Origin of the sequence: Streptomyces sp. B21-083 (assembly GCF_036898825.1) — a bacterium.
In the GTDB taxonomy this organism is placed as follows: Bacteria; Actinomycetota; Actinomycetes; order Streptomycetales; family Streptomycetaceae; genus Streptomyces.
Genome location: NZ_JARUND010000002.1, coordinates 1,408,999 through 1,427,336, shown reverse-complemented (window position 1 = coordinate 1,427,336; position 18,338 = coordinate 1,408,999). Strand labels below are relative to the sequence as shown.

Annotated in this window: 18 protein-coding genes and 1 pseudogene; 7 read left to right on the top strand and 12 right to left on the bottom strand. The window is 71.1% G+C overall.

The window, feature by feature from the left end; translation table 11 throughout:
* Positions 1 to 2 precede the first annotated feature (2 nt).
* The 3 genes from QA861_RS30425 to QA861_RS30415 are packed head-to-tail and all read left to right on the top strand — an operon-like array spanning position 3 to position 1,100.
* Complete coding sequence (locus QA861_RS30425) at positions 3 to 263, top strand: phosphopantetheine-binding protein (RefSeq protein ID WP_334591881.1); 261 nt, start codon at positions 3 to 5, stop codon at positions 261 to 263.
* Position 264: 1 nt separating this feature from the next.
* Positions 265 to 741 carry an SRPBCC family protein gene (locus tag QA861_RS30420; RefSeq protein WP_006380470.1) on the top strand — a complete coding sequence of 159 codons (477 nt, stop codon included), beginning with the start codon at positions 265 to 267 and terminating at the stop codon, positions 739 to 741.
* A gap of 26 nt (positions 742 to 767) precedes the next feature.
* Complete coding sequence (locus QA861_RS30415; protein ID WP_334591880.1) at positions 768 to 1,100, top strand: TcmI family type II polyketide cyclase; 333 nt, start codon at positions 768 to 770, stop codon at positions 1,098 to 1,100.
* Positions 1,101 to 1,184: 84 nt separating this feature from the next.
* Here QA861_RS30415 and QA861_RS30410 read toward each other — a convergent pair whose 3' ends face one another.
* From QA861_RS30410 to QA861_RS30385, 6 genes are all read right to left on the bottom strand, one after another.
* Positions 1,185 to 2,240 (bottom strand): methyltransferase, encoded by a 1,056-nt coding sequence (locus tag QA861_RS30410; protein ID WP_334591879.1) that lies wholly within the window; start codon positions 2,238 to 2,240, stop codon positions 1,185 to 1,187.
* A 69-nt stretch (positions 2,241 to 2,309) separates the two neighbouring features.
* Positions 2,310 to 3,389: a right-handed parallel beta-helix repeat-containing protein gene (locus QA861_RS30405; protein ID WP_334591878.1), complete on the bottom strand. Its 1,080-nt coding sequence runs from the start codon at positions 3,387 to 3,389 to the stop codon at positions 2,310 to 2,312.
* A 76-nt stretch (positions 3,390 to 3,465) separates the two neighbouring features.
* Positions 3,466 to 4,146: a class F sortase gene (locus QA861_RS30400; protein ID WP_334591877.1), complete on the bottom strand. Its 681-nt coding sequence runs from the start codon at positions 4,144 to 4,146 to the stop codon at positions 3,466 to 3,468.
* Positions 4,147 to 4,310: 164 nt separating this feature from the next.
* Entirely contained in the window at positions 4,311 to 4,817 is a 507-nt protein-coding gene (locus tag QA861_RS30395; protein ID WP_334591876.1) for a hypothetical protein, read from the bottom strand.
* Positions 4,818 to 5,216: 399 nt separating this feature from the next.
* Positions 5,217 to 7,784 carry an ABC transporter permease gene (locus tag QA861_RS30390; protein WP_334591875.1) on the bottom strand — a complete coding sequence of 856 codons (2,568 nt, stop codon included), beginning with the start codon at positions 7,782 to 7,784 and terminating at the stop codon, positions 5,217 to 5,219.
* Positions 7,785 to 7,790: 6 nt separating this feature from the next.
* Positions 7,791 to 8,639: an ABC transporter ATP-binding protein gene (locus QA861_RS30385; RefSeq protein WP_334591874.1), complete on the bottom strand. Its 849-nt coding sequence runs from the start codon at positions 8,637 to 8,639 to the stop codon at positions 7,791 to 7,793.
* Between the two features lie 167 nt (positions 8,640 to 8,806).
* Here QA861_RS30385 and QA861_RS30380 point away from each other — a divergent pair, with 167 nt between their 5' ends.
* Positions 8,807 to 9,046, top strand: coding sequence for a toxin-antitoxin system HicB family antitoxin (locus QA861_RS30380; RefSeq protein ID WP_334591873.1), 240 nt, complete (start codon positions 8,807 to 8,809; stop codon positions 9,044 to 9,046).
* A 4-nt stretch (positions 9,047 to 9,050) separates the two neighbouring features.
* A complete protein-coding gene (locus QA861_RS30375; protein ID WP_334591872.1) occupies positions 9,051 to 9,425 on the top strand; it encodes a fic family toxin-antitoxin system, toxin component in 375 nt (124 codons plus the stop codon).
* On the opposite strand, the gene QA861_RS30370 is transcribed toward QA861_RS30375, so the two are convergent.
* Positions 9,420 to 10,139: a class I SAM-dependent methyltransferase gene (locus QA861_RS30370; protein WP_334591871.1), complete on the bottom strand. Its 720-nt coding sequence runs from the start codon at positions 10,137 to 10,139 to the stop codon at positions 9,420 to 9,422. The genes QA861_RS30375 and QA861_RS30370 overlap by 6 nt on opposite strands.
* A gap of 146 nt (positions 10,140 to 10,285) precedes the next feature.
* Complete coding sequence (locus QA861_RS30365) at positions 10,286 to 10,972, bottom strand: esterase/lipase family protein (protein ID WP_334591870.1); 687 nt, start codon at positions 10,970 to 10,972, stop codon at positions 10,286 to 10,288.
* Between the two features lie 115 nt (positions 10,973 to 11,087).
* Here QA861_RS30365 and QA861_RS30360 point away from each other — a divergent pair, with 115 nt between their 5' ends.
* On the top strand, positions 11,088 to 13,412 hold the full coding sequence (locus tag QA861_RS30360; protein ID WP_334591869.1) for a helix-turn-helix transcriptional regulator: 2,325 nt from the start codon (positions 11,088 to 11,090) through the stop codon (positions 13,410 to 13,412).
* Between the two features lie 55 nt (positions 13,413 to 13,467).
* Here QA861_RS30360 and bioD read toward each other — a convergent pair.
* The 3 genes and pseudogenes from bioD to bioB form a co-directional block, all read right to left on the bottom strand.
* Positions 13,468 to 14,181: pseudogene (gene bioD / locus QA861_RS30355) on the bottom strand (dethiobiotin synthase); the annotation flags it as partial.
* Positions 14,182 to 14,311: 130 nt separating this feature from the next.
* Complete coding sequence (locus QA861_RS30350) at positions 14,312 to 15,592, bottom strand: adenosylmethionine--8-amino-7-oxononanoate transaminase (protein WP_334591868.1); 1,281 nt, start codon at positions 15,590 to 15,592, stop codon at positions 14,312 to 14,314.
* A complete protein-coding gene (bioB, locus tag QA861_RS30345) occupies positions 15,585 to 16,745 on the bottom strand; it encodes a biotin synthase BioB (RefSeq protein ID WP_334591867.1) in 1,161 nt (386 codons plus the stop codon). The genes QA861_RS30350 and bioB overlap by 8 nt, the downstream gene beginning before the upstream one ends.
* A gap of 154 nt (positions 16,746 to 16,899) precedes the next feature.
* On the opposite strand from bioB, the gene QA861_RS30340 reads away from it, so the two are divergent.
* Positions 16,900 to 18,027 carry an 8-amino-7-oxononanoate synthase gene (locus QA861_RS30340; RefSeq protein WP_334594889.1) on the top strand — a complete coding sequence of 376 codons (1,128 nt, stop codon included), beginning with the start codon at positions 16,900 to 16,902 and terminating at the stop codon, positions 18,025 to 18,027.
* 78 nt (positions 18,028 to 18,105) lie between these two features.
* Here the strand turns inward: QA861_RS30340 and QA861_RS30335 are convergent, their stop codons facing one another.
* The gene (locus tag QA861_RS30335; RefSeq protein ID WP_006380654.1) at positions 18,106 to 18,330 is read right to left on the bottom strand and encodes a DUF397 domain-containing protein; all 225 of its coding nucleotides are present in this window, start codon (positions 18,328 to 18,330) and stop codon (positions 18,106 to 18,108) included.
* Between the last annotated feature and the right edge of the window lie 8 nt (positions 18,331 to 18,338).

The window sequence follows — 18,338 nt, the reverse complement described above, 5'->3', positions numbered from 1 at the left end:
GCATGCTCACCACCCAACTGACCTACGACGAACTGGCCACCCTCATAAAGAGGGGCGCCGGAGTCACCGTCGACGCCCGGGAACTGGAACGGGCCTCGGACACCCCCTTCGGGATCCTCGGCCTCGACTCGCTCGGCCTGCTCGGCATCGTCGGCGAACTGGAGAACCAGTACGGCCGCTCGCTGCCCCCCGACTCGGAGCGCTGCAAGACGCCCCAGGAGTTCCTCGACCTCGTCAACAGCACCCTCAAGGCTGGAGCCTGAAGTGGCCGGACACACCGAGAACAGCATCACCGTCGACGCCCCGCTCGACCTCGTCTGGGACATCACCAACGACATCGAGAACTGGCCCCGGCTCTTCACCGAGTACTCGTCCCTCGAAGTGCTCTCCCGCGAGGGCGACACGACGGCCTTCCGCCTCACCATGTACCCGGACGACAACGGCAAGGTCTGGAGCTGGGTCTCCGAACGCACCGTGGACCGCGCCAACCGGACCGTCCGGGCCCGACGGGTGGAGACGGGCCCCTTCGCCCACATGAACATCCTGTGGGAGTACACGGAGCTGCCCGGCGGCACCCAGATGCGCTGGACGCAGGACTTCGCGATGAAGCCCGACGCCCCGGTCGACGACGACTGGATGACGGACAACATCAACCGAAACTCCCGTACGCAGATGGCGCTCATCCGGGACCGGATCGAGCAGGTCGCCCGCGACCGCCAGAACGCCCCCCTGCCCCGCTGAGCCACCGGCTCAGAAAGGACACCCCGATGCATCACGCCCTGATCGTCGCCCGCATGGCACCCGGCTCGGCACCTGCGATCGCCGACCTGTTCGCCGCCTCCGACAGCGGTGAACTCCCGCACCTCGTCGGTGTCACCCGCCGCAGCCTCTTCCAGTACGGCGACGTGTACATGCACTTCATCGAGGCCGACCAGGATCCGGGGCCCGCCATCGCGAAGGTGGCCGGCCACCCCGAGTTCCGAAGCGTCAGCGACAAGCTGTCGGCGTACGTCTCCGCGTACGACCCGCAGACGTGGCGCAGCCCCAAGGACGCCATGGCGCGCTGCTTCTACCAGTGGGAGCGCGGCGCCGGCTCCTGAGCAACGCGAGCGGCGTGCGAAACCCCGAGGCCGGTACCGCGACATTCGCGGTACCGGCCTCGGGGTTTCGACTGTGACGAGGGGTCAGCCGGGGACAGTGCACTCGAAGGCGTGCAGATACGCGTTGACCGGGCGGATCTCACCGATGACCAGGCCCGCGTCCGTCAGCCGGTCGACCATGCTCTGTCGGGTGTGCTTCGCACCGCCGACATTGAGGAGCAGCAGCAGGTCCATGGCGGTCGTGAACTTCATCGACGGAGTGTCGTCCACGAGGTTCTCGATCACGATGACCCGGGCACCGGGCCGCGCCGCCTTGCGGACGTTCGCCAGCGCCCGGCGGGTGCTCTCGTCGTCCCACTCCAGGATGTTCTTGATGATGTAGACGTCCGCCTGCACGGGGATGTCCTCCCGGCAGTCCCCGGCCACGACGCTCACCCGCGCGGACAGCGAACCTCCGTCGCGCAGCCGCGGGTCGGCGTTCTCCACCACTCCGGGCAGGTCGAGCAGCGTGCCGTGCATCCCGGGGTGCTTCTCCAGCAGGCTGGCCACGACCTGTCCCTGACCGCCGCCGATGTCGGCGACCGAGGACACCCCGCTCAGGTCCAGCAGGTTCGCGACGTCCCGCGCGGACTGCTCGCTGGACGTCGTCATGGCCCGGTTGAAGACGTACGCCGACTCGGGGGCCTCTTCGTTCAGATACGCGAAGAACTCCCTGTCGTACATGTCCTCGAAGACGTTGCGGCCGGAGCGCACCGCCTCGTCCAGCTTCGGCCAGACGTTCCACGTCCACGGCTCGGTGCACCACAGCGCGATGTACCGCAGGCTGTGCGGGTCGTCCTCGCGCAGCAGCCGGGACATCTCCGTGTGGACGAAGGTGCCGTCGGGGCGCTCCGCGAAGACGCCCTGGCAGGACAGCGCGCGCAGCAGCCGCCTGAGGGTGTGGGGCTGGGTCTTCACCGCCGCCGCGAGGTCCTCGACGGTCGTGGGCGTGTCGTCGAGGGCGTCCGCGACGCCCAGCCGGGCGGCGGCGCGTACGGCGGCGGCGCAGGCCGCCCCGAACACGAGTTCCCTCAGCCGCATGGATGCCGGGGGAGCGGGGAGGGCCTGTGGAGTGGGGGGAGCCGGATCAACGGTCGTCATGTGCTGCCTCGCCTCTCTGGTGGTGCCGTCTGGGGGTGGGACGGGTGGGGTGGATGGGGCGCCGGTCGGTCAGCACATTCCGGCGGGTTCGGAGACCCCGCAGGTGTTGCCGCGGAAGGTGTTGTTCCTGCCGGGGTCCCCGTCGACGAGGTCTGCCGTGCTGTTGTGCAGCACCACGTTGTCGCGGATCTCGTTGTTCTCGTTGAGGGCGCCCACGAAGCTCTTGAACAGCACGATGCCGCCCGACAGCGGGGAGGTGCCCACGTTGTCCTCGACCCTGTTCTTCGTCACCAGGGTCTTCTCGGTGCCGGTGAGGACGATGCCCGAGCCCTGCAGGAAGGGCAGTCGGGGGGTCTTCGGACACAGCTTGTTGTTGGCGTGGATGTGGTTCCGGCTCACGGTCATCGCCCCGGCGCGTGGCGTGCCCTCGTCGCCGACGACGAACACCCCGGTGCAGTTGCCGGTCGCCTCGTTGTGGTCGACGGTCAGGTTCCGCAGGCGTCGCACCGTGATGCCGACGCGGTTGCCGAGCAGCCGGTTGTGGTCGATCGCGGTGCCCTCGGTGTCCTGGGCGCCGTCCTCCCGGTCGACGGTGTTGGCGACGAAGAGCCCGGCGTCGCCGTTGCGCTCGGCGACGTTGTGGCTGAAGACGGCGCGTACGGACCTCTCCTGGGCGAGGCCCCACTGCCCGTTCTGCTCGGAGGTGACGTGTCGGACCTTCAGCTGATCGGTCCACGACGCCCACAGGCCGTTCTTGGCGAAGCCCCGGATCGTCAGCGAGCGCAGGGTGACGCGCTTGACCGGACTGCTCTTCGTGCCGGTCACGCAGATGCCGTTGCCCGCGGTGGCGCAGGTGCTGCTCGCGGAGGCCGGGCCGGGCACGATGACGGCGGGTCCGGCGACGGAGCCCCGCAGCGTCAGGTCCGACACCGTGATGCGGACGCTCTCGTGGTAGGTGCCGGGGGAGAGGACAACGGTGTCCCCCGGCCGGGCGGCGTCCACCGCCTGCTGGATCGATTCACCGGGCTGTACCCGGTGGGTTCGGACTTCCTGACGCGCCGTACGGTGGTCCGTCGGCGCCGCGGCACCCAGGCCCGACGCCACGACAGCCGCGGCGCATACGAGGTGGGTGATCTGTCGTCTGGTCATATGCCGAAGCTAGGAGCGGGTGTTCCGGCTCGCCACCGCTGATCCCCCAGGTGGGCCCCAGCCGCACGCCGACGGGTCAGACGAGATGGGCGAAGACCACGAGGTTGTCGGTGTAGTCCCGCACCGAGTGGTCGTAGTCGCCGGCGCAGGTGATCAGCCGGACCTGGGCCTGCGGGGTGTCCGCGTACACGCGCTGGTCGGGGAAGTCGTCCTTCGCGAACGTCTCGACACTGTCGACCACGAAGACGGCGGTACGTCCGTCGGAGCGGTTGACGGAGAAGCGGTTCCCCTTCTTCAGCTCGCTGAGCCCCGCGAAGACCGCGGCGGAGGTCGTTGTGTCGACGTGCCCGGCGATGATCGCCGTCCCGGCCTCTCCCGGGGACACGCCGTCCGCCTGCCAGCCGACCAGGTTGATGTCGTCGGCGGGCGGTGGTTCGAGGTGGCCGTTGGCGCCGATGGCGAGGCCGACGAAGGGGGCGTTCACGTCGATGGCCGGAATGAGCAGCCGCGTCGGACGGGCCCGCGGCAGATGCTTTCCGGCCGGCAGGGTGGCCGAGGACTTCGGCGCGGTCGACGAGGCGGGAGCGGGGGCCGCGGCGGCGCGGGGCGCGCGGGAGTCGTCGGCCGACTCGTCGTTTCCGGAGAAGAGGAAGAACACCGGGATCAGCAGTACGACGGCCCACGCGACCAGACGCACGAGGGACCGCCCGGACGACACGGACTCGGCCCCGACAGGGGAAGGCAACCGGGTTGCCATTGGGAACCACCTCACGGGAACACAGCTGAACGGAATCAGCGCAGACGGAAGACAGGGCAGCGGGAGCGGCTGAAGACGGAGCGGAGGAAAACCGGCCGGGCCGCCGCAGTGCGCACAGGTGGATGTGCGCACGCGACGGCCCCGGCTGCTATGTCAGGCATCGGTCAGGACACCCCGTCGGCCGCATTCCTGCGGCGCATCGCGAACGCACCGGCGCCGACGAGCGCCAGGGCCGCCATCCCGCCGGCCGTGACACCCGGGGACGCGAGCGCGCCGCCACCGGTGTGCATGCCACCGCTGGGCTTCTCGTGCTTGCCGCTCCAGTCGCCCTTGCCGCTCTCCTCCTGCTTGTCGCTGGAGTCCCAGGAGCCCGTGCTCTGCTCCTCCTTGCTGGACTTGTCGGACTTGTCGGCGTCCCAGTCGCCCTTCTTGCTCTCGTCGGCGCTGTCGCCCTTGCTCCAGTCGCCCTCGTTCACCGCGGTGAGCGCACCGCCACCCGTGTGCATTCCACCGTTCGGCTTGTCGTGCATGCTGTCCTTGTCGTGCTCCTTGCTGTAGGAAGAGTCACCGTGGTCCCAGTCGCCGCCGTCGGCAGCGAACGCGCCGGGCGCGGCGATCGCGAGAGCGGCTGTGGCCGTCGCGGTAGCGAGGAGCAGGCGGGCAGAGCGCATGGTCGAAGTCCTTCCGCCGCGACCGGGGCGCTGACGTGATGTCAGCTGATGAGACCCGGCCTCGACGTGATCCACCGTCAGTCAGATGCGCGCGCCCCACCACTCGAGCCACCCACCCGACTGACCCGCACGGCGGCACCCGACCCGCCGTCAGGCCGCCGCCCCGGAGCTAGCACCAGCACACTGACCAGGCATTTGACCGCCTGATCAGCAGTCACTTCCCGCTCTGCACGGCGCCATGGGCACAACCCGATCGGCGGCACACGACTGCACCCACCACGGGCCCGTTCGCGCCCTTTGGTGGGGCCGCAGGCCCCTACCAAAGGGGCGCGGGGAACTGCGCGCCCAGCCACACAGCACCCGCACCCGAGCACCCGCCGAGCCCAGGCGCGCCGCCCTTCACTCGTGCGCGATCGCCGCCAGCACGTTCATCCGGGACGCGCGCAACGCGGGCAGCAGCGCGGCCACGATGCCGACCACCGCCGAGCCCACGACCACCAGGACGATCGTGCCCCAGGGAATCGCCAGCGCCTTCATGCCCTGGAGGGCCAGGACCCGGTGGATGCACACGCCCCACACCAGCCCGAGTCCGAGCCCGAGCACCGCACCGAAGACGGCGATCACCACCGACTCCAGCCGGATCATCCGGCGCAGCTGCCGCCGGGACAGTCCGATGGCCCGCAGCAGTCCGATCTCACGCGTCCGCTCCACCACCGACAGGGCGAGGGTGTTGACCACGCCGAGCACCGCGATGACGATCGCGAGCCCCAGCAGCGCGTACACGAGGTAGAGCAGTACGGCGATCTGGTTGCGGATCAGTTCCTTGTAGTCGGCCTGGTCACGCACCTTGATCTGCGGATACGGGTCAAGCGTTCGCTCCAGCGCGGGCCGCAGCCTGTCGGCGCTCGTGCCGGCCGTGGCGTTGACGTACAGCGCGGAATCCTGGCCACCGGGCAGGTACCGCTCGGCGACGGCGATCCCGAAGTAGATCCCGCCCTGCGTCCCGAACCCGTCGGCGCTGTCCTGGTCGGTGAGGGCGCCGACCGTCAGCTCGGTCCGGCCGCCGTCCGGGAACTCCACCGGCAGGACCGTGCCGACGCGAACGTCGTGGTCCTTCGCGTAGCCGGCGGACATCGCCAGGTGGCCGTCGGCGAGTGCGGCGGCCGTGTCGCCCCGCGCGTAGGCGACATGGGCGACGTCGTCGAGCCGAGTGTCGTACCCGGCGGCCGTCGTCTCCAGGCGCTTGCCGTCCGGGAGGCGTACCGCGACCGGTACGAACCGCTGCCGTACGACGAGACCGACACCGTCCGTGGCCCGCACCTTGTCGGTGACCTCCCGGGGGAACGGCACGCGGTTGTCGTTCTGGAGGACGAAGTCGGCGCCCAGTGTTTTGTCGATCTGTTCGTCGAAGGACTTGCTCATCGAGGCGCTGGCCACGGACATCCCGCCGACCAGAGCGAGGCCCACCATCAGCGCGGCGGCCGTGGCCCCCGTACGGCGGGGGTTGCGCAGGGCGTTGCGCTGGCTCATCCGGCCGACCGGCCCGAAGAGCACCGGGAACGCGCCGCCGAGGACCCGGATGACCGGCCGGACCAGCAGGGGGCCGGCGATCACCGTCGCGACGAGGGTGAACACGACCCCGAGTCCCAGCAGGGAGGCGGAGGTCGACGTCTCCGTGGCCGTGGCGCAGCCCACGAGTGCGGCGGCCCCGAGGGCCCCGACGATCGCGCCGACCACCGCCCGTACCCGCAACGGCCGCCCCACGCCCGCGATCTCGGCGTCCTGGAGCGCGGCCATGGGGGAGACCACCGCGGCACGGCGGGCCGGCAGATAGGCCGCCACGAAGGTGACCCCGAGGCCGACGGCGTACGACGACACGGGAGTCACCCAACTCACCACCATGTCGGCCGACCTGAGGTCCATGCCGATCGCGCTCAACAGCTGGATCAGCCCGGTCGCCAGCCCGATCCCGGCGGCGAGGCCGAGCGTCGAGCCGACCAGACCGAGCAGTACCGCCTCCGTGAGTACGGACCGGCGCACCTGCCGGCGGTCGGCGCCGAGGGCCCGCAACAGGCCCAGTTCGCGGGTGCGTTGGGCGATCAGCATCGAGAAGGTGTTGACGATCAGGAAGACCCCGACGAGCACCGCGATACCGGCGAAGCCCAGCATCACGTACTTGATCACGTCGAGGAATCCGCCCAGTCGGGCCGCGGCGGACTCGGCCTGTTCGGCTGCCGTCTTCAACTCGTAGCCGGTGGTGCCGATCTGCTCGCCGATACGGCTCTTCAGCTCGGCGTCGCTCACCCCGCTCGCGGCGGTCACCGAGATGCTCGTGGCCCGGTCGGGAGCACCCAGTAGCCGGGTCTGCGCGGTCCTCGTGTCCAGGAACAGCAGCGCCGCGCCCGGGTTGGTGGTGGTGAAGGTGGCGATGCCGACGATCCTCACCTTGAACGACCCCGGCTGCGCATGGACGGTGAGCCTGTCGCCGATGCCCACGCCCTTGCTGTCGGCGGTGTCCGCGTCCAGCAGCGCCTCGCCGTCACCCCGGGGGAGATGTCCGGAGGTGAGTTCGACGGGGCTGCGGTCGGTGCGGTACCAGTCGGTGGCGATCGTGGGGGCACCCGAGGTCGGTGACACCGACTTGTCGTGGTCGTCGACGACCGTGATGTTCTCGACGGACGCGTCCGCGTGGGCGTCCGCCACGCCTGCGACACCGGCGACCCGCCGCGCCAGCGAGGCGGGCAGGGTCAGGGTCTCGCCGGACGGTACCGACGACTCGAAGTCCTTCCGGGGGTTCACCGTGACATCGGCGGAGGTGGAGGCGAAGAGCCGGTCGAAGGTACGGGTGACCGTGTCGGAGAAGATCAGGCTGCCCGCGACGAACGCCACGGACAGGACGACGGCCAGCGCGGAGAGCAGGAGTCTGCCCTTGTGCGCGAGGAAACTCCTGAGCGTTGCCTTCAGCACGGGGTGTCAGTCCTCGTCGGTGGGCTTGGTGAGGGAAGGTGCCTCGACGGCGTCCGGATCGCCGGGGGAGGAGGTCTGGGTCTGTCCTCCGGAGAAGAGGCGCATACGCTCCAGGACCGCCTCCGCCGTGGGCCGGGCCATCTCGTCCACGATCCGTCCGTCGGCGAGGAAGAGCACCAGGTCGGAGTGGGCGGCGGCGCCCGGGTCGTGGGTCACCATGACGACGGTCTGGCCGAGTTCGTCGACGGCCTGGCGCAGGAAGGCGAGGACTTCCAGTCCGGCGCGCGAGTCGAGGTTGCCGGTCGGCTCGTCCGCGAAGATCAGCTCGGGGCGCGAGGCGAGCGCCCGGGCACAGGCCACGCGCTGCTGCTGCCCGCCGGACAGCTGGGACGGCCGGTGTCTGAGCCGGTCCCGCAGCCCCAGCGTGTCGATGACCTGGTCCAGCCACTTCTGGTCGGGCTTCTGGCCCGCGATGTCCATCGGCAGGGTGATGTTCTCGACGGCGTTCAGGGTCGGGATCAGGTTGAACGACTGGAACATGAACCCGATCCGGTCCCGGCGCAGCCTGGTCAGGTCGCGCTCCTTCAGCCCCGTGATCTCCGTGTCGCCGAGCCACACCTGCCCCGCCGACACGGTGTCGAGCCCCGCCAGACAGTGCATCAGTGTGGACTTGCCCGACCCCGAGGGCCCCATGACCGCGGTGAAGCGCCCGCGCGCGATGTCCACGTCGACCGAGTCGAGGGCCAGCACGGTCGTCTCGCCCGTGCCGTACGCCTTGGTCAGCGCGCGGGCGCGGGCCGCGGTCCCGTCCGCCTCCGGGTGCCCGGGGGCGTGTTCCGCAGCAGGTGTGGACAAGGCTGCCTCCTTCGGTGGCTTGCTGGTCGTGGACGGCCCGATGTCGTCCCGACGTCCCTCGTTCCTTGTCCCGGCCGAGCGTAGTGTGACGGGGCGCACACTCGGTATCCCTTTTCACTCCGGATGCCCTCTTGTCGGTGCTAGCACATACGCGCTAGCGTCTAGGTATGGCGAAGACTCAGCTGAACGTCCGGGTGGACGAGGGCACCGCCCAGGCGGCGCGCGACAAGGCCCTGGCCCGCGGGATGAGCGTCAACCGGTACATCGAAGAGCTGGTCAAACACGACACCGGCGAGGCGGGCCACACCTTCGTGGAGGCCGCCGCCGACTTCATGAAGCAGTACGAGTCGGTCTTCGCGGAAGAGTTCGGCGCGGACCGTGAGGGCAAGCGCGAAGGTCGTCACTGAACCATTGGACAACCTCAGGATCGACCTCGCCTGGCTGCTCATGATCGCCGAACGGAAGACGCCCGGAGACCCCCAGGTCTCCGACTGGGGCGCCCTGGTCGCCGCCGTCGCCCGCCACGAGGCCGAGATATTCGACATCCCCGTCTACGACAACCCGCACGCCCGGGCCGCCGCCCTGCTCCAACTCCTGCTGCATGTACCGGCGTTGGAGCGCTCCAACGCGTTGTTCGCGTCCGCGGTCGCCTACGCCTACCTCATCGCCAGCGGCGTCAAGGTCGTCACGTCGCCCGAGCAGGTGCGCGACCTGGCCCGGCTGGTGAAGACCGGCAACGCCTCGGTGCACGACATCGCGCGCGAACTGCGCCAGTGGAGCCTATGAGGCGTCCGGCGCCGGCTTCGGTTCCGTTCCCGGCGGCGAGGGGCGCCAGGCGCTGCCCGTCACGCAGTACGAGATGGGCAGCCGCGGACCCTTCTCGGAGAGCGACAGCCGCTGGTACGGGCCGAGTTCGAACCCGGCGTCCCGCAGTGCGGCGACCGGGTCCCGGGACAGATGGCAGCCGCCGGCGAGCGCCGGCCACACCGTGCGGTCGAGGGCGCGCTGTGCGAACCGCATCGTGGGCCCGCCTCCGACACCGTGCTCGAAGAACCGCACCTCACCGCCGGGCCGTAGCACCCGTCGTACCTCGCTGAGCGCCCTGGAGACGTCCCGGACACCGCACAGCACCAGTGAGAGCACCACCGCGTCGAAGGCTTCCCCCTTCACCGGCAGAGCCTCCGCGACACCCGGCACGACATCGACCGGCACTTCGGCACGCATCGCCGCCTGCACGGCCAACTGCCGCAGCAGACGCTCGGGTTCGATCGCGACGACCTCCGAGACGGTGCCCGGATAGTGCGCGAAGTTCAGCCCGTTGCCGGCGCCGATCTCGATCACCCGCCCGGAAAGCCCGGCGAGGAGCCGGCCCCGTACGGCGCCCAGACCCATCCGGGTCTCGGCGGCCACACTGAGCCGGGCGTAGTAGCGGGCGAACAGCGGATGGTGCACGGGATCCCGCGGCACCTTGCCGGAGCCCGAGGCGGACCGTAGCGGCATGGGGACCTCCTGGGGAGGACTGGCCTTACCGCGATTGTCCCTCTGACGGGCCCCGCGCACCCTCGCTGCCGACAGAAAGCAACCGGAATCGGCCGGATTCAGCCGCATCGGCAGTCTCCGGCCGTGTCCGGCAGTATCCGGCGGGATCAGGCGATGAAGTCGCGGACCTGCGCGTAGACGCCGTGGTCGTTGTTCATCTCGTCGTGCGAGATGCAGCCGACCTCGACATTCGTGGCGCCGCTCAGGATCGCTGTCGTGTCCGGGGTGAGCGCCTCGTCGCAGTTGGACCAGTAACTGGCGTACGACACACTGCCCGGGGTCTCGTCGCCCGAGTTCAGCGAGGTGAGGAACGAACTTCCGGTGTTCATCTCGGAGCACGAGGTGTATATCCACGCGCACCACCCAGCGAGCGTCGTGCCGTGGTTGGTGCCGGCCGTGGAGACGAAGTCGTCCACGTACGCGGTTCCGCCGAGGTTCTTGAGGTAGTAGCGAGCGCTGAGCGTGCCCATCGAGTGGACGACGAGGTCGACCTTCGAGGCGCCGGTGGCGGCCAGCACCCGCTTGACCTCGGTGGCCAGTTGCTGGGCCGTGGTGACGTTCGACTGGGACCACGAGTACGACCAGGCGTCCAGCTCGGAGGCCGTGTAGCCGTCGGCCTTGAAGTCGGCTACCCAGTCGTTCCAGCTGCTCGACGAGCTGCTGATGCCGTGCACGAAGACGATCGGATTGTGGGTGGCGGCCTGGGCGGGGGTGGCGGAGAGCGAGAGGGACAGAAGCATCGCGGACACGGCGGCCGAGACAGCCGCCGTGATGCGTCGCATGCGTCGCTGCATGGTGCCTCCTGATATGCGTGGGGTTGGCTGGAGTGTCAGGCCGGGTCTACGCGCGCCGCATCGGTGAAATCGCCGGTCTTTACGCGCCTTGTAACTCGCCAGTAACGTGAGTTGTGTGGTGACCTCGGTGAATCCCCCGCCTCAGCCGCGCATTTCGCCACCGCAGCTCACGGACGCGTGGCAGCAGCTCGGCCCTCCACTACCCGAAGGCGTCCGCGTGCGCGTCCTCCGCGCCGCGTACGGCGATCCGCGTGCCGCCGCCGAACTCGTGCCGCTCCTCACTGAACGGCAGGCGGCGGGCCTCGACCCGCTCCCGGCGGAACCCGCCGCGCTCGCGCCCGAACTGCTGCGGGCACACCGCCTGGAGATCCGCGCCCTGCCCGACGACACCCGGCTGGTCCTCCTCCTCGCCGCCGCCGACCAGTACCCGGTGGCGACCCACGCCTTCCTGCGCGCGGTCGCCGCGGCCCACCTCGACACCCGGGCCCTCGAAGCCGCCGAGGCCGCCGGGATCGCGCACGCGACGGCGAGCGGAGTCGTCTTCCGCGACGCGTGGACACGCATCGCGGCCTATGAGTCCGGGTCCTCGGCGGACCGGCGGGACGCGCACCGACTGCTGGCCCGCGTACTGCACGGCGACGGTGAGACGCCCCGGCGCTCCTGGCACCGGGGCGCCGGCGCCCTCGGCCCCAGCGCACGGCTCGCCGCCGAGCTGGGGGCCGCCGCGCACGAGGCCCGTGAGCTGGGCGACCATCTCCTGGCCGGCGCCCTCGGCGAGCGCGCCGCCGCCCTCTCGCCCGACCCTCGCGAACGGTCCCGGCTGCTCTCCCGGGCCGCCGCCGACGCCTGGCACCGCGGCGACGGCGACCGGGCCCGCGGCCTGGTCTCCGCCTCGGACGAGAGCGCGCTGAACGGCATGCTCGCCCTGCGGTCGGGCAACGCGACCGAGGCGTTCGACGGGCTGCTGACGGCCGCGGTCAGGCATGCGAGGGCCGCGCTGGAGCAGGGGAGTGTGCTGAATCGTTCCGCCGGGGATCAAGGGCCGGGCTCCGGCCTGCCGGACGGCACCTACCCGTACGGCTCCCGGTACCCGCACCCGGACTCACAGTCGTCGTACCAGGTCCCCAACCCCGCCCTGGACACCGCTGTGCACCTGTTGGCACGTGCCACCGAGGCCGCCGTCTACACCGGCGACCTCCGCCGCTGCCGGGAGGCGGCCACCGTGGCCGCACGGCTCGGCGTCATCCCGCCCGGCACCCTCGCGGGACTCGCCGCCGCCGTCGAGGGACGGTACGAGGACGCCCGCAACCTCCTCAAGGCCGCCGCCGGGCGCTGCGGTCCCGGTGGCGACCCCACCCTGCTCATCCACTCCGGCATCGCCGCACTGCTCCTCGGCGACCACTCCGGCGCCGAACGCGCCACCGTACGGGCCGCCGCCTCCGCCCGCGCCCGGGGCGAGACGGTGACCGTCCCGCAGGCCATGGAGTTCAGGGCCTACGCCGACTTCTGGACCGGACGCCCACGCGCCGCCGAAACCGCCGCGGCCGACGCCCTCTGGCAGGCCTACGCCACCGGCCAGGACAACGGCGCCTGCCATCTGCAGGCCGCCCTCGCCATGTTCGCGGCGGTGACCGGCGACGGCGAGGTCTGCCGGGAACGCGCCGAGGCCGCCCGCACCCACGCCCGCGCCCATGGTCTCGGCCTGCCCGCCGCCCTCGCCCTGTGGGCGCTCGCCTTCCTCGACCTGTCCACCGGCCGCTTCGAGAGCGCCGCCGCCCGGCTGCGTGCCCTTGCCGGATTCGGCCCCGGCCACGGTCACCGCGCCATCCGGCACCTGGCCACCCCGCACTACGTCGAGGCCGCCGTCCGCACCGGCGACACCCGCGTCGCCCGGGCCGCGCACGCCGACTACGACCGTTGGGCCGCCGCTGTCCGCAGCTCCGACGACCTGGCCCTCAGCGCCCGCTGCCGCGCCCTGCTCGCCCCCGGCCCCGAAGCGGTCGACCACTACCGCACCGCCCTCGACCTGCACGCTCACGGCACGCGTGACTTCGAACGTGCCCGTACGGAGCTGTTGTTCGGCAGTGCGTTGCGTCGGCTGCGCCGGCGGACCGAGGCGCGGGACAGGCTGCACAGTGCGCTGGAGGCGTTCGAGACGTTCGGGGCGCCGCACTGTGCGACGCAGGCCCGGGCGGAACTCCGTGCGCTGGGGGCGCCGGTGACTGCCAGTTGGGGGACCGTTGATCTCACCGCGCGTCTTACGGCACAGCAGTTGATGGTCGCGCGGATGGCTGCGGAGGGGGCGACGAATCGGGAGATCGCTGTGCGGTTGGCGTTGAGTCCGCGCACGATTGATCACCATCTGCGGGGGGTGTTCTCGCGGTTGGGGATTCGTTCGCGGATTGAGTTGGTGCGGTTGCTGGGGGAGGTGGGGTTGTGAGTTGGCTTTCCGCCGGTGGGGGCTTGTCGCGCAGTTCCCCGCGCCCCTGAAGGCGGGGCGCCTCTCGTGTCCGGAATTCCGACGCGTCCCATGTTCCGCCCAGGCTTGGGGCCAGCCAACTTGCTGCCGTCGTGCGGAAGTCGGCCGGGGGGAGTGTCCCCACCCCCGCAGGCAGCGCTCCGGACAGAGGGGCCCCGGCGACCGTCGGCAGGTCGGCCAGGTTGCAACGGGCCGCCAGGTCAGGGGAGTCCGGCCAGCTGCCGATGACCACGCCCGTCAAGTGGAGCTCTCTGCGGGACAGTTCACGGGCCGTCAGTTCTGTCGCGTTGAGGGTGCCCAGGCCCGCCGACGCGACGACGAGTACCGGCGCGGCCAGCAACTCGGCCGCGTCGGCCAGGGTTCCGCCCTCGTCGTCGAACCGTACGAGCAGCCCGCCGGCGCCCTCCACCAGCACCACGTCGTACTCGGCGGCCAGCTTGGCGGCGGCCTCCGCCACCTCGGCCGGCCGCACCGGTGGCAGCGAGGCTCGTCGGGCTGCCGTCGCCGGGGCCAACGGGTCCGGATAGCGGGCGAGTTCGAGGGTCCGTACGTCACCCGCGAGCCGCGCGGCCTCGTCGGCGTCACCGCGCTCGTGCGGACGTAGCCCTGTCTGCGCGGGCTTGAGCACCGCCACCGTGCGTCCTGCCGCGAGAGCCGTGGCGGCGACGGCGGCAGTGGTGACGGTCTTGCCGATCTCCGTGCCCGTCCCCGTGATCACCAGGATCGGCATGTTCGTCCTTCCCTCGCCGTCGCGTGCGCCGTGCTCAGGCGGCACAAGGGCTCGTGGGCGGCGCCGCGCTCGTGCGGGCGCACTCCTGTTTGCGGCGGCGTGAGCACCGCCACCGGGTGGATCGGCACGCTCACCCCTCCTGCGCCGCCGCGCACACCGCGCGCGCGATCCGGGCCACGTCCGCGTCGCCAGTGACGTACGGCGGCATGGTGTAGACGAGATCGCGGAACGGCCGCAGCCATACGCCCTCGCGTACGGCCGCCGCCGTGGCCGCCGCCATGTCCACCTCGTGGTCGAGCTGCACCACTCCGATCGCGCCCAGCACACGCACGTCCCGGACGCCGGGAAGGCCTGCGGCCCCCGCGAGCCCGTCCCGGAGTCCGGCCTCGATCCGTTTGACCTCCGCCCGCCAGTCCTGGTCGAGCAGCAGGCCGATCGAGGCACAGGCCACCGCCGCCGCCAGGGGGTTGCCCATGAAGGTCGGACCGTGGGCGAGCACCGGGACCTCCCCGCGAGAGATACCGTCGGCCACCCGTGCCGTGCACAGCGTCGCCGCCATCGTCAGATAACCGCCGGTCAGCGCCTTGCCCACGCACATCACATCAGGGGTCACCGCCGCGTGCTCCGCCGCGAACAGCGTGCCTGTGCGCCCGAACCCGGTCGCGATCTCGTCGAACACGAGCAGCACGCCGTACGCGTCGCACGCCTCGCGCAGTACCCGCAGATAGGCGGGGGAATGGAATCGCATCCCACCCGCGCCCTGCACCACCGGCTCGACGATCACGGCGGCCAGTTCGTCGGCGTGCCGTTCGATCGTCGAGCGGAGGTGATCGGCGTACGACTCGTCGTACTCCGTGGGCGGCGCGTCGGCGAAGACCTGGCGGGGCAGGACGCCCTGCCACAGCTCGTGCATCCCGCCCTCGGGGTCGCACACGGACATCGGCTGCCAGGTGTCGCCGTGGTAGCCGCCGCGCCAGGTCAGCAGGCGCTGCTTCGCCGGCCGGCCCACCGAACGCCAGTACTGCAGACACATCTTGACCGCGACCTCGACCGACACCGACCCCGAGTCGGCCAGGAAGACGTGCTCAAGTCCGTCCGGCGACAGGTCGACAAGGAGCTTCGCCAGCCGTACGGCGGGCTCGTGGGTGAGCCCGCCGAACATCACGTGGCTCATCCGCGACAGCTGCTCGCGCGCCGCCTCGTTGAGCACCGGGTGGTTGTAGCCGTGGATCGCCGACCACCAGGACGACATCCCGTCGACCAGCTCGCCCGAACCGTCCGCGAGCCGCAGCCGCACCCCGCTCGCCGACTCCACGACGAGCGGTTCGACACGGCCCGGCATGGGCCCGTACGGATGCCAGACGTGCCGCCGGTCCAGGTCGAGCAGTTCGGACAGGGGCAGGTCAGGCATTGGGCGCGAGGTCCGTTCCGGCACCTCGGCGGCGTACGGTCACCAGGTCGGTACGGGGTTCGGGCGTCGCCGCGTCCGAAGCGCAGGAGCCCGCCTCCGTGCCGCACGCCCCCGGCGACGACGATGACGCGCCGCAGCCGCCGCCGGCCACCCGGTGTTCGGGAAGGGTCACCTGGTCGGAGCCCTCGACCTCGAAACCGGCGTCGGCGATCATGTCGAGGTCGGCCTGGCCGGCCTGGCCCTCGGTGGTGAGGTAGTCGCCGAGGAAGATCGAGTTGGCCAGGTTCAGGGCGAGCGGCTGCATCGAGCGCAGATGCACCTCACGGCCGCCCGCGATCCGCACCTCCGCGTCCGGGCACACGAACCGGACCATCGCCAGGATGCGCAGACAGCGCTGCGGGGTGAGGTTCCACTCCTTTGCCAGCGGGGTGCCCTCGACCGGGATGAGGAAGTTGACCGGAACCGAGTCCGGGTCGAGGTCGCGGAGGGAGAAGACGACGTCGACGAGGTCCGTGTCGCTCTCGCCCATGCCCGCGATCAGGCCCGAGCAGGCGGACAGCCCGGCCGCGTGCGCCTTCTGGACCGTGTCCACCCGGTCCTCGTAGGTGTGGGTGGTGGTGATGTCGCCGTAGGTGGCCTCGGAGGTGTTCAGGTTGTGGTTGTAGGCGTCGGCGCCCGCCTCGCGCAGCCGCTCCGCCTGGCCGTCGGAGAGCAGCCCGAGGCAGGCGCACACCTCGACGCCCTCATTCTGGTCCTTGATCGCTTTGATGGTGCCGGCGACCCGGTCCACGTCCCGGTCCGTCGGGCCGCGCCCTGACGCCACCAGGCAGACCCGCTTGGCGCCCCCGGCGAGCCCGGCGGCGGCGGCCTTGGAGGCCTCGTCCGGCTTGAGCCAGGTGTACTTCAGGATGCCGGTGGTGGAGCCGAGGCGCTGGGAGCAGTAGGAGCAGTCCTCGGGGCACAGACCGGACTTCAGGTTGACCAGATAGTTGAGCTTCACCCGCCGCCCGAACCAGTGCCGGCGCACCTTCCCGGCCGCGGCCACCACATCGAGGAGATCGTCGTCGGAGGTGGCCAGCACGGCCAGCGCCTCTTCGCGGGTCGGCAGCTCGCGCCGCAGCCCTTTGTCCACCAGCGTCGTCAGCAGGTCCATGGGAGCCGATCCTGACGTATGGGGCGGGCTGAGGGAAAGGAGAGTTCGTACAAGAGAGGGGCTTCGACGTGTGGGTATTGCCACATCATGGGTGTCAGAGGGTCCGGTTAGGGTCTGTCCACTGCCTACAAACACATAGTTGCCCGGAGGACTCATGGCGTTCGGCTGGATCGACGAGCAGGCCGAGGCGCGCCGCCGCGCCGGGCTCGTACGGACGCTACGGCCTCGCCCCGCCGACTCCCCGCTCCTCGATCTCGCGAGCAACGACTATCTGGGCCTGGCCCGCCACCCCGAGGTCACCGAGGGCGCGGCCCGGGCCGCCCGGCGCTGGGGCGGCGGGGCGACCGGCTCGCGGCTCGTCACCGGCAGCACCGAACTGCACGCGGAACTCGAACACGAACTGGCCGAATTCTGCGGCTTCGAGGCCGCCCTGGTCTTCTCCTCCGGCTACGCGGCCAATCTCGCCGCGGTCACCGCGCTCGCACCGCACGGCTCGCTCGTCGTCTCGGACGCGGGCAACCACGCCTCGCTGATCGACGGCTGCCGGCTCGCCCGGGGGACGACCCAGGTCGTCGGGCACGCCGACCCGGACGCCTTCCGCAAGGCACTCGGTACCCACACCGGGCCGGCCGTCGCCGTGTCCGACACTGTCTTCTCGGTCGACGGGGACGCCGCACCGCTGGCCGAACTCGCCGCAGTCTGCCGGGAGTTCGGCGCGGGGATGGTCGTCGACGACGCGCACGGGCTGGGAGTTCTGGGCGAGGGCGGGCAGGGGTCGGCGTTCGCGGCCGGACTGGCGGGCGCGCCTGACGTCGTCGTGACGGTCACGTTGTCGAAGTCGCTCGGCAGCCAGGGGGGTGCGGTGCTGGGACCCGCCCGGGTGATCGAGCACCTCGTCAACGCGGCCCGTACGTTCATCTTCGACACCGGTCTCGCCCCCGCCGCGGCGGGCGCGGCCCTCGCGGCCCTCACCCTGCTGCGCCGCGAGCCCGAACGGGCCGCACGGGCGCGTGCGGTGGCGCGTGAGCTTCACACCCGGCTGACGGCGGAGGGGCTGTCGGCGGTACGGCCGGACGCGGCCGTGGTCTCCGTGCGCGCGCCGTCCCCGGAGGGGGCTGTGCGCTGGGCGGCGGACTGCCGGGCCGCGGGAGTGGGCGTGGGCTGCTTCCGCCCGCCGTCCGTGCCCGACGGGGTGTCCCGGCTGCGGCTGACCGCCCGCGCGGATCTGGCCGAGGAGCAGATCGCGCGAGCGGTACAGGTGATCGGCGAGAACCGACCGTAGACGCGTAGATCCATAGCGCCGTTGATCAGTGACACGCGACCATGAGTCGGCGGACCGCGGCCGTGTGTCGTAGAGCGATCAGCGGAACGCGGTGAGGAATCCCTGCCAGCTCTCGGGGGAGAAGAGCAGGACGGGCCCGGTGGCGTTCTTGGAGTCGCGTACGGCGAGCGGTCCGGCCGGGACGTCGGTGTCCGGACGGGCCGTCTCCACACAGTTGTTCGCACCGGTGCTGTAGCTGCTGCGCAGCCATCGCACACCGGGCGGTTCGACGACGGACGGTACGTTCCGAGGCAGTGCGGTCATGGTGCCTC

Excerpts from the sequence above, each read along its gene's own strand:
- QA861_RS30415 (WP_334591880.1), top strand. The coding sequence starts at position 768 with ATGCATCACGCCCTGATCGTCGCCCGCATGGCACCCGGCTCGGCACCT.
- QA861_RS30380 (WP_334591873.1), top strand. The coding sequence starts at position 8,807 with ATGGCGAAGACTCAGCTGAACGTCCGGGTGGACGAGGGCACCGCCCAG.
- QA861_RS30410 (WP_334591879.1), bottom strand. The coding sequence starts at position 2,240 with ATGACGACCGTTGATCCGGCTCCCCCCACTCCACAGGCCCTCCCCGCT.
- QA861_RS30340 (WP_334594889.1), top strand. The coding sequence starts at position 16,900 with ATGGCGTTCGGCTGGATCGACGAGCAGGCCGAGGCGCGCCGCCGCGCC.
- QA861_RS30365 (WP_334591870.1), bottom strand. The coding sequence starts at position 10,972 with ATGCAGCGACGCATGCGACGCATCACGGCGGCTGTCTCGGCCGCCGTG.
- bioB (WP_334591867.1), bottom strand. The coding sequence starts at position 16,745 with ATGGACCTGCTGACGACGCTGGTGGACAAAGGGCTGCGGCGCGAGCTG.
- QA861_RS30350 (WP_334591868.1), bottom strand. The coding sequence starts at position 15,592 with ATGCCTGACCTGCCCCTGTCCGAACTGCTCGACCTGGACCGGCGGCAC.
- QA861_RS30370 (WP_334591871.1), bottom strand. The coding sequence starts at position 10,139 with ATGCCGCTACGGTCCGCCTCGGGCTCCGGCAAGGTGCCGCGGGATCCC.
- QA861_RS30400 (WP_334591877.1), bottom strand. The coding sequence starts at position 4,146 with ATGGCAACCCGGTTGCCTTCCCCTGTCGGGGCCGAGTCCGTGTCGTCC.
- QA861_RS30405 (WP_334591878.1), bottom strand. The coding sequence starts at position 3,389 with ATGACCAGACGACAGATCACCCACCTCGTATGCGCCGCGGCTGTCGTG.
- QA861_RS30395 (WP_334591876.1), bottom strand. The coding sequence starts at position 4,817 with ATGCGCTCTGCCCGCCTGCTCCTCGCTACCGCGACGGCCACAGCCGCT.
- QA861_RS30335 (WP_006380654.1), bottom strand. The coding sequence starts at position 18,330 with ATGACCGCACTGCCTCGGAACGTACCGTCCGTCGTCGAACCGCCCGGT.
- QA861_RS30425 (WP_334591881.1), top strand. The coding sequence starts at position 3 with ATGCTCACCACCCAACTGACCTACGACGAACTGGCCACCCTCATAAAG.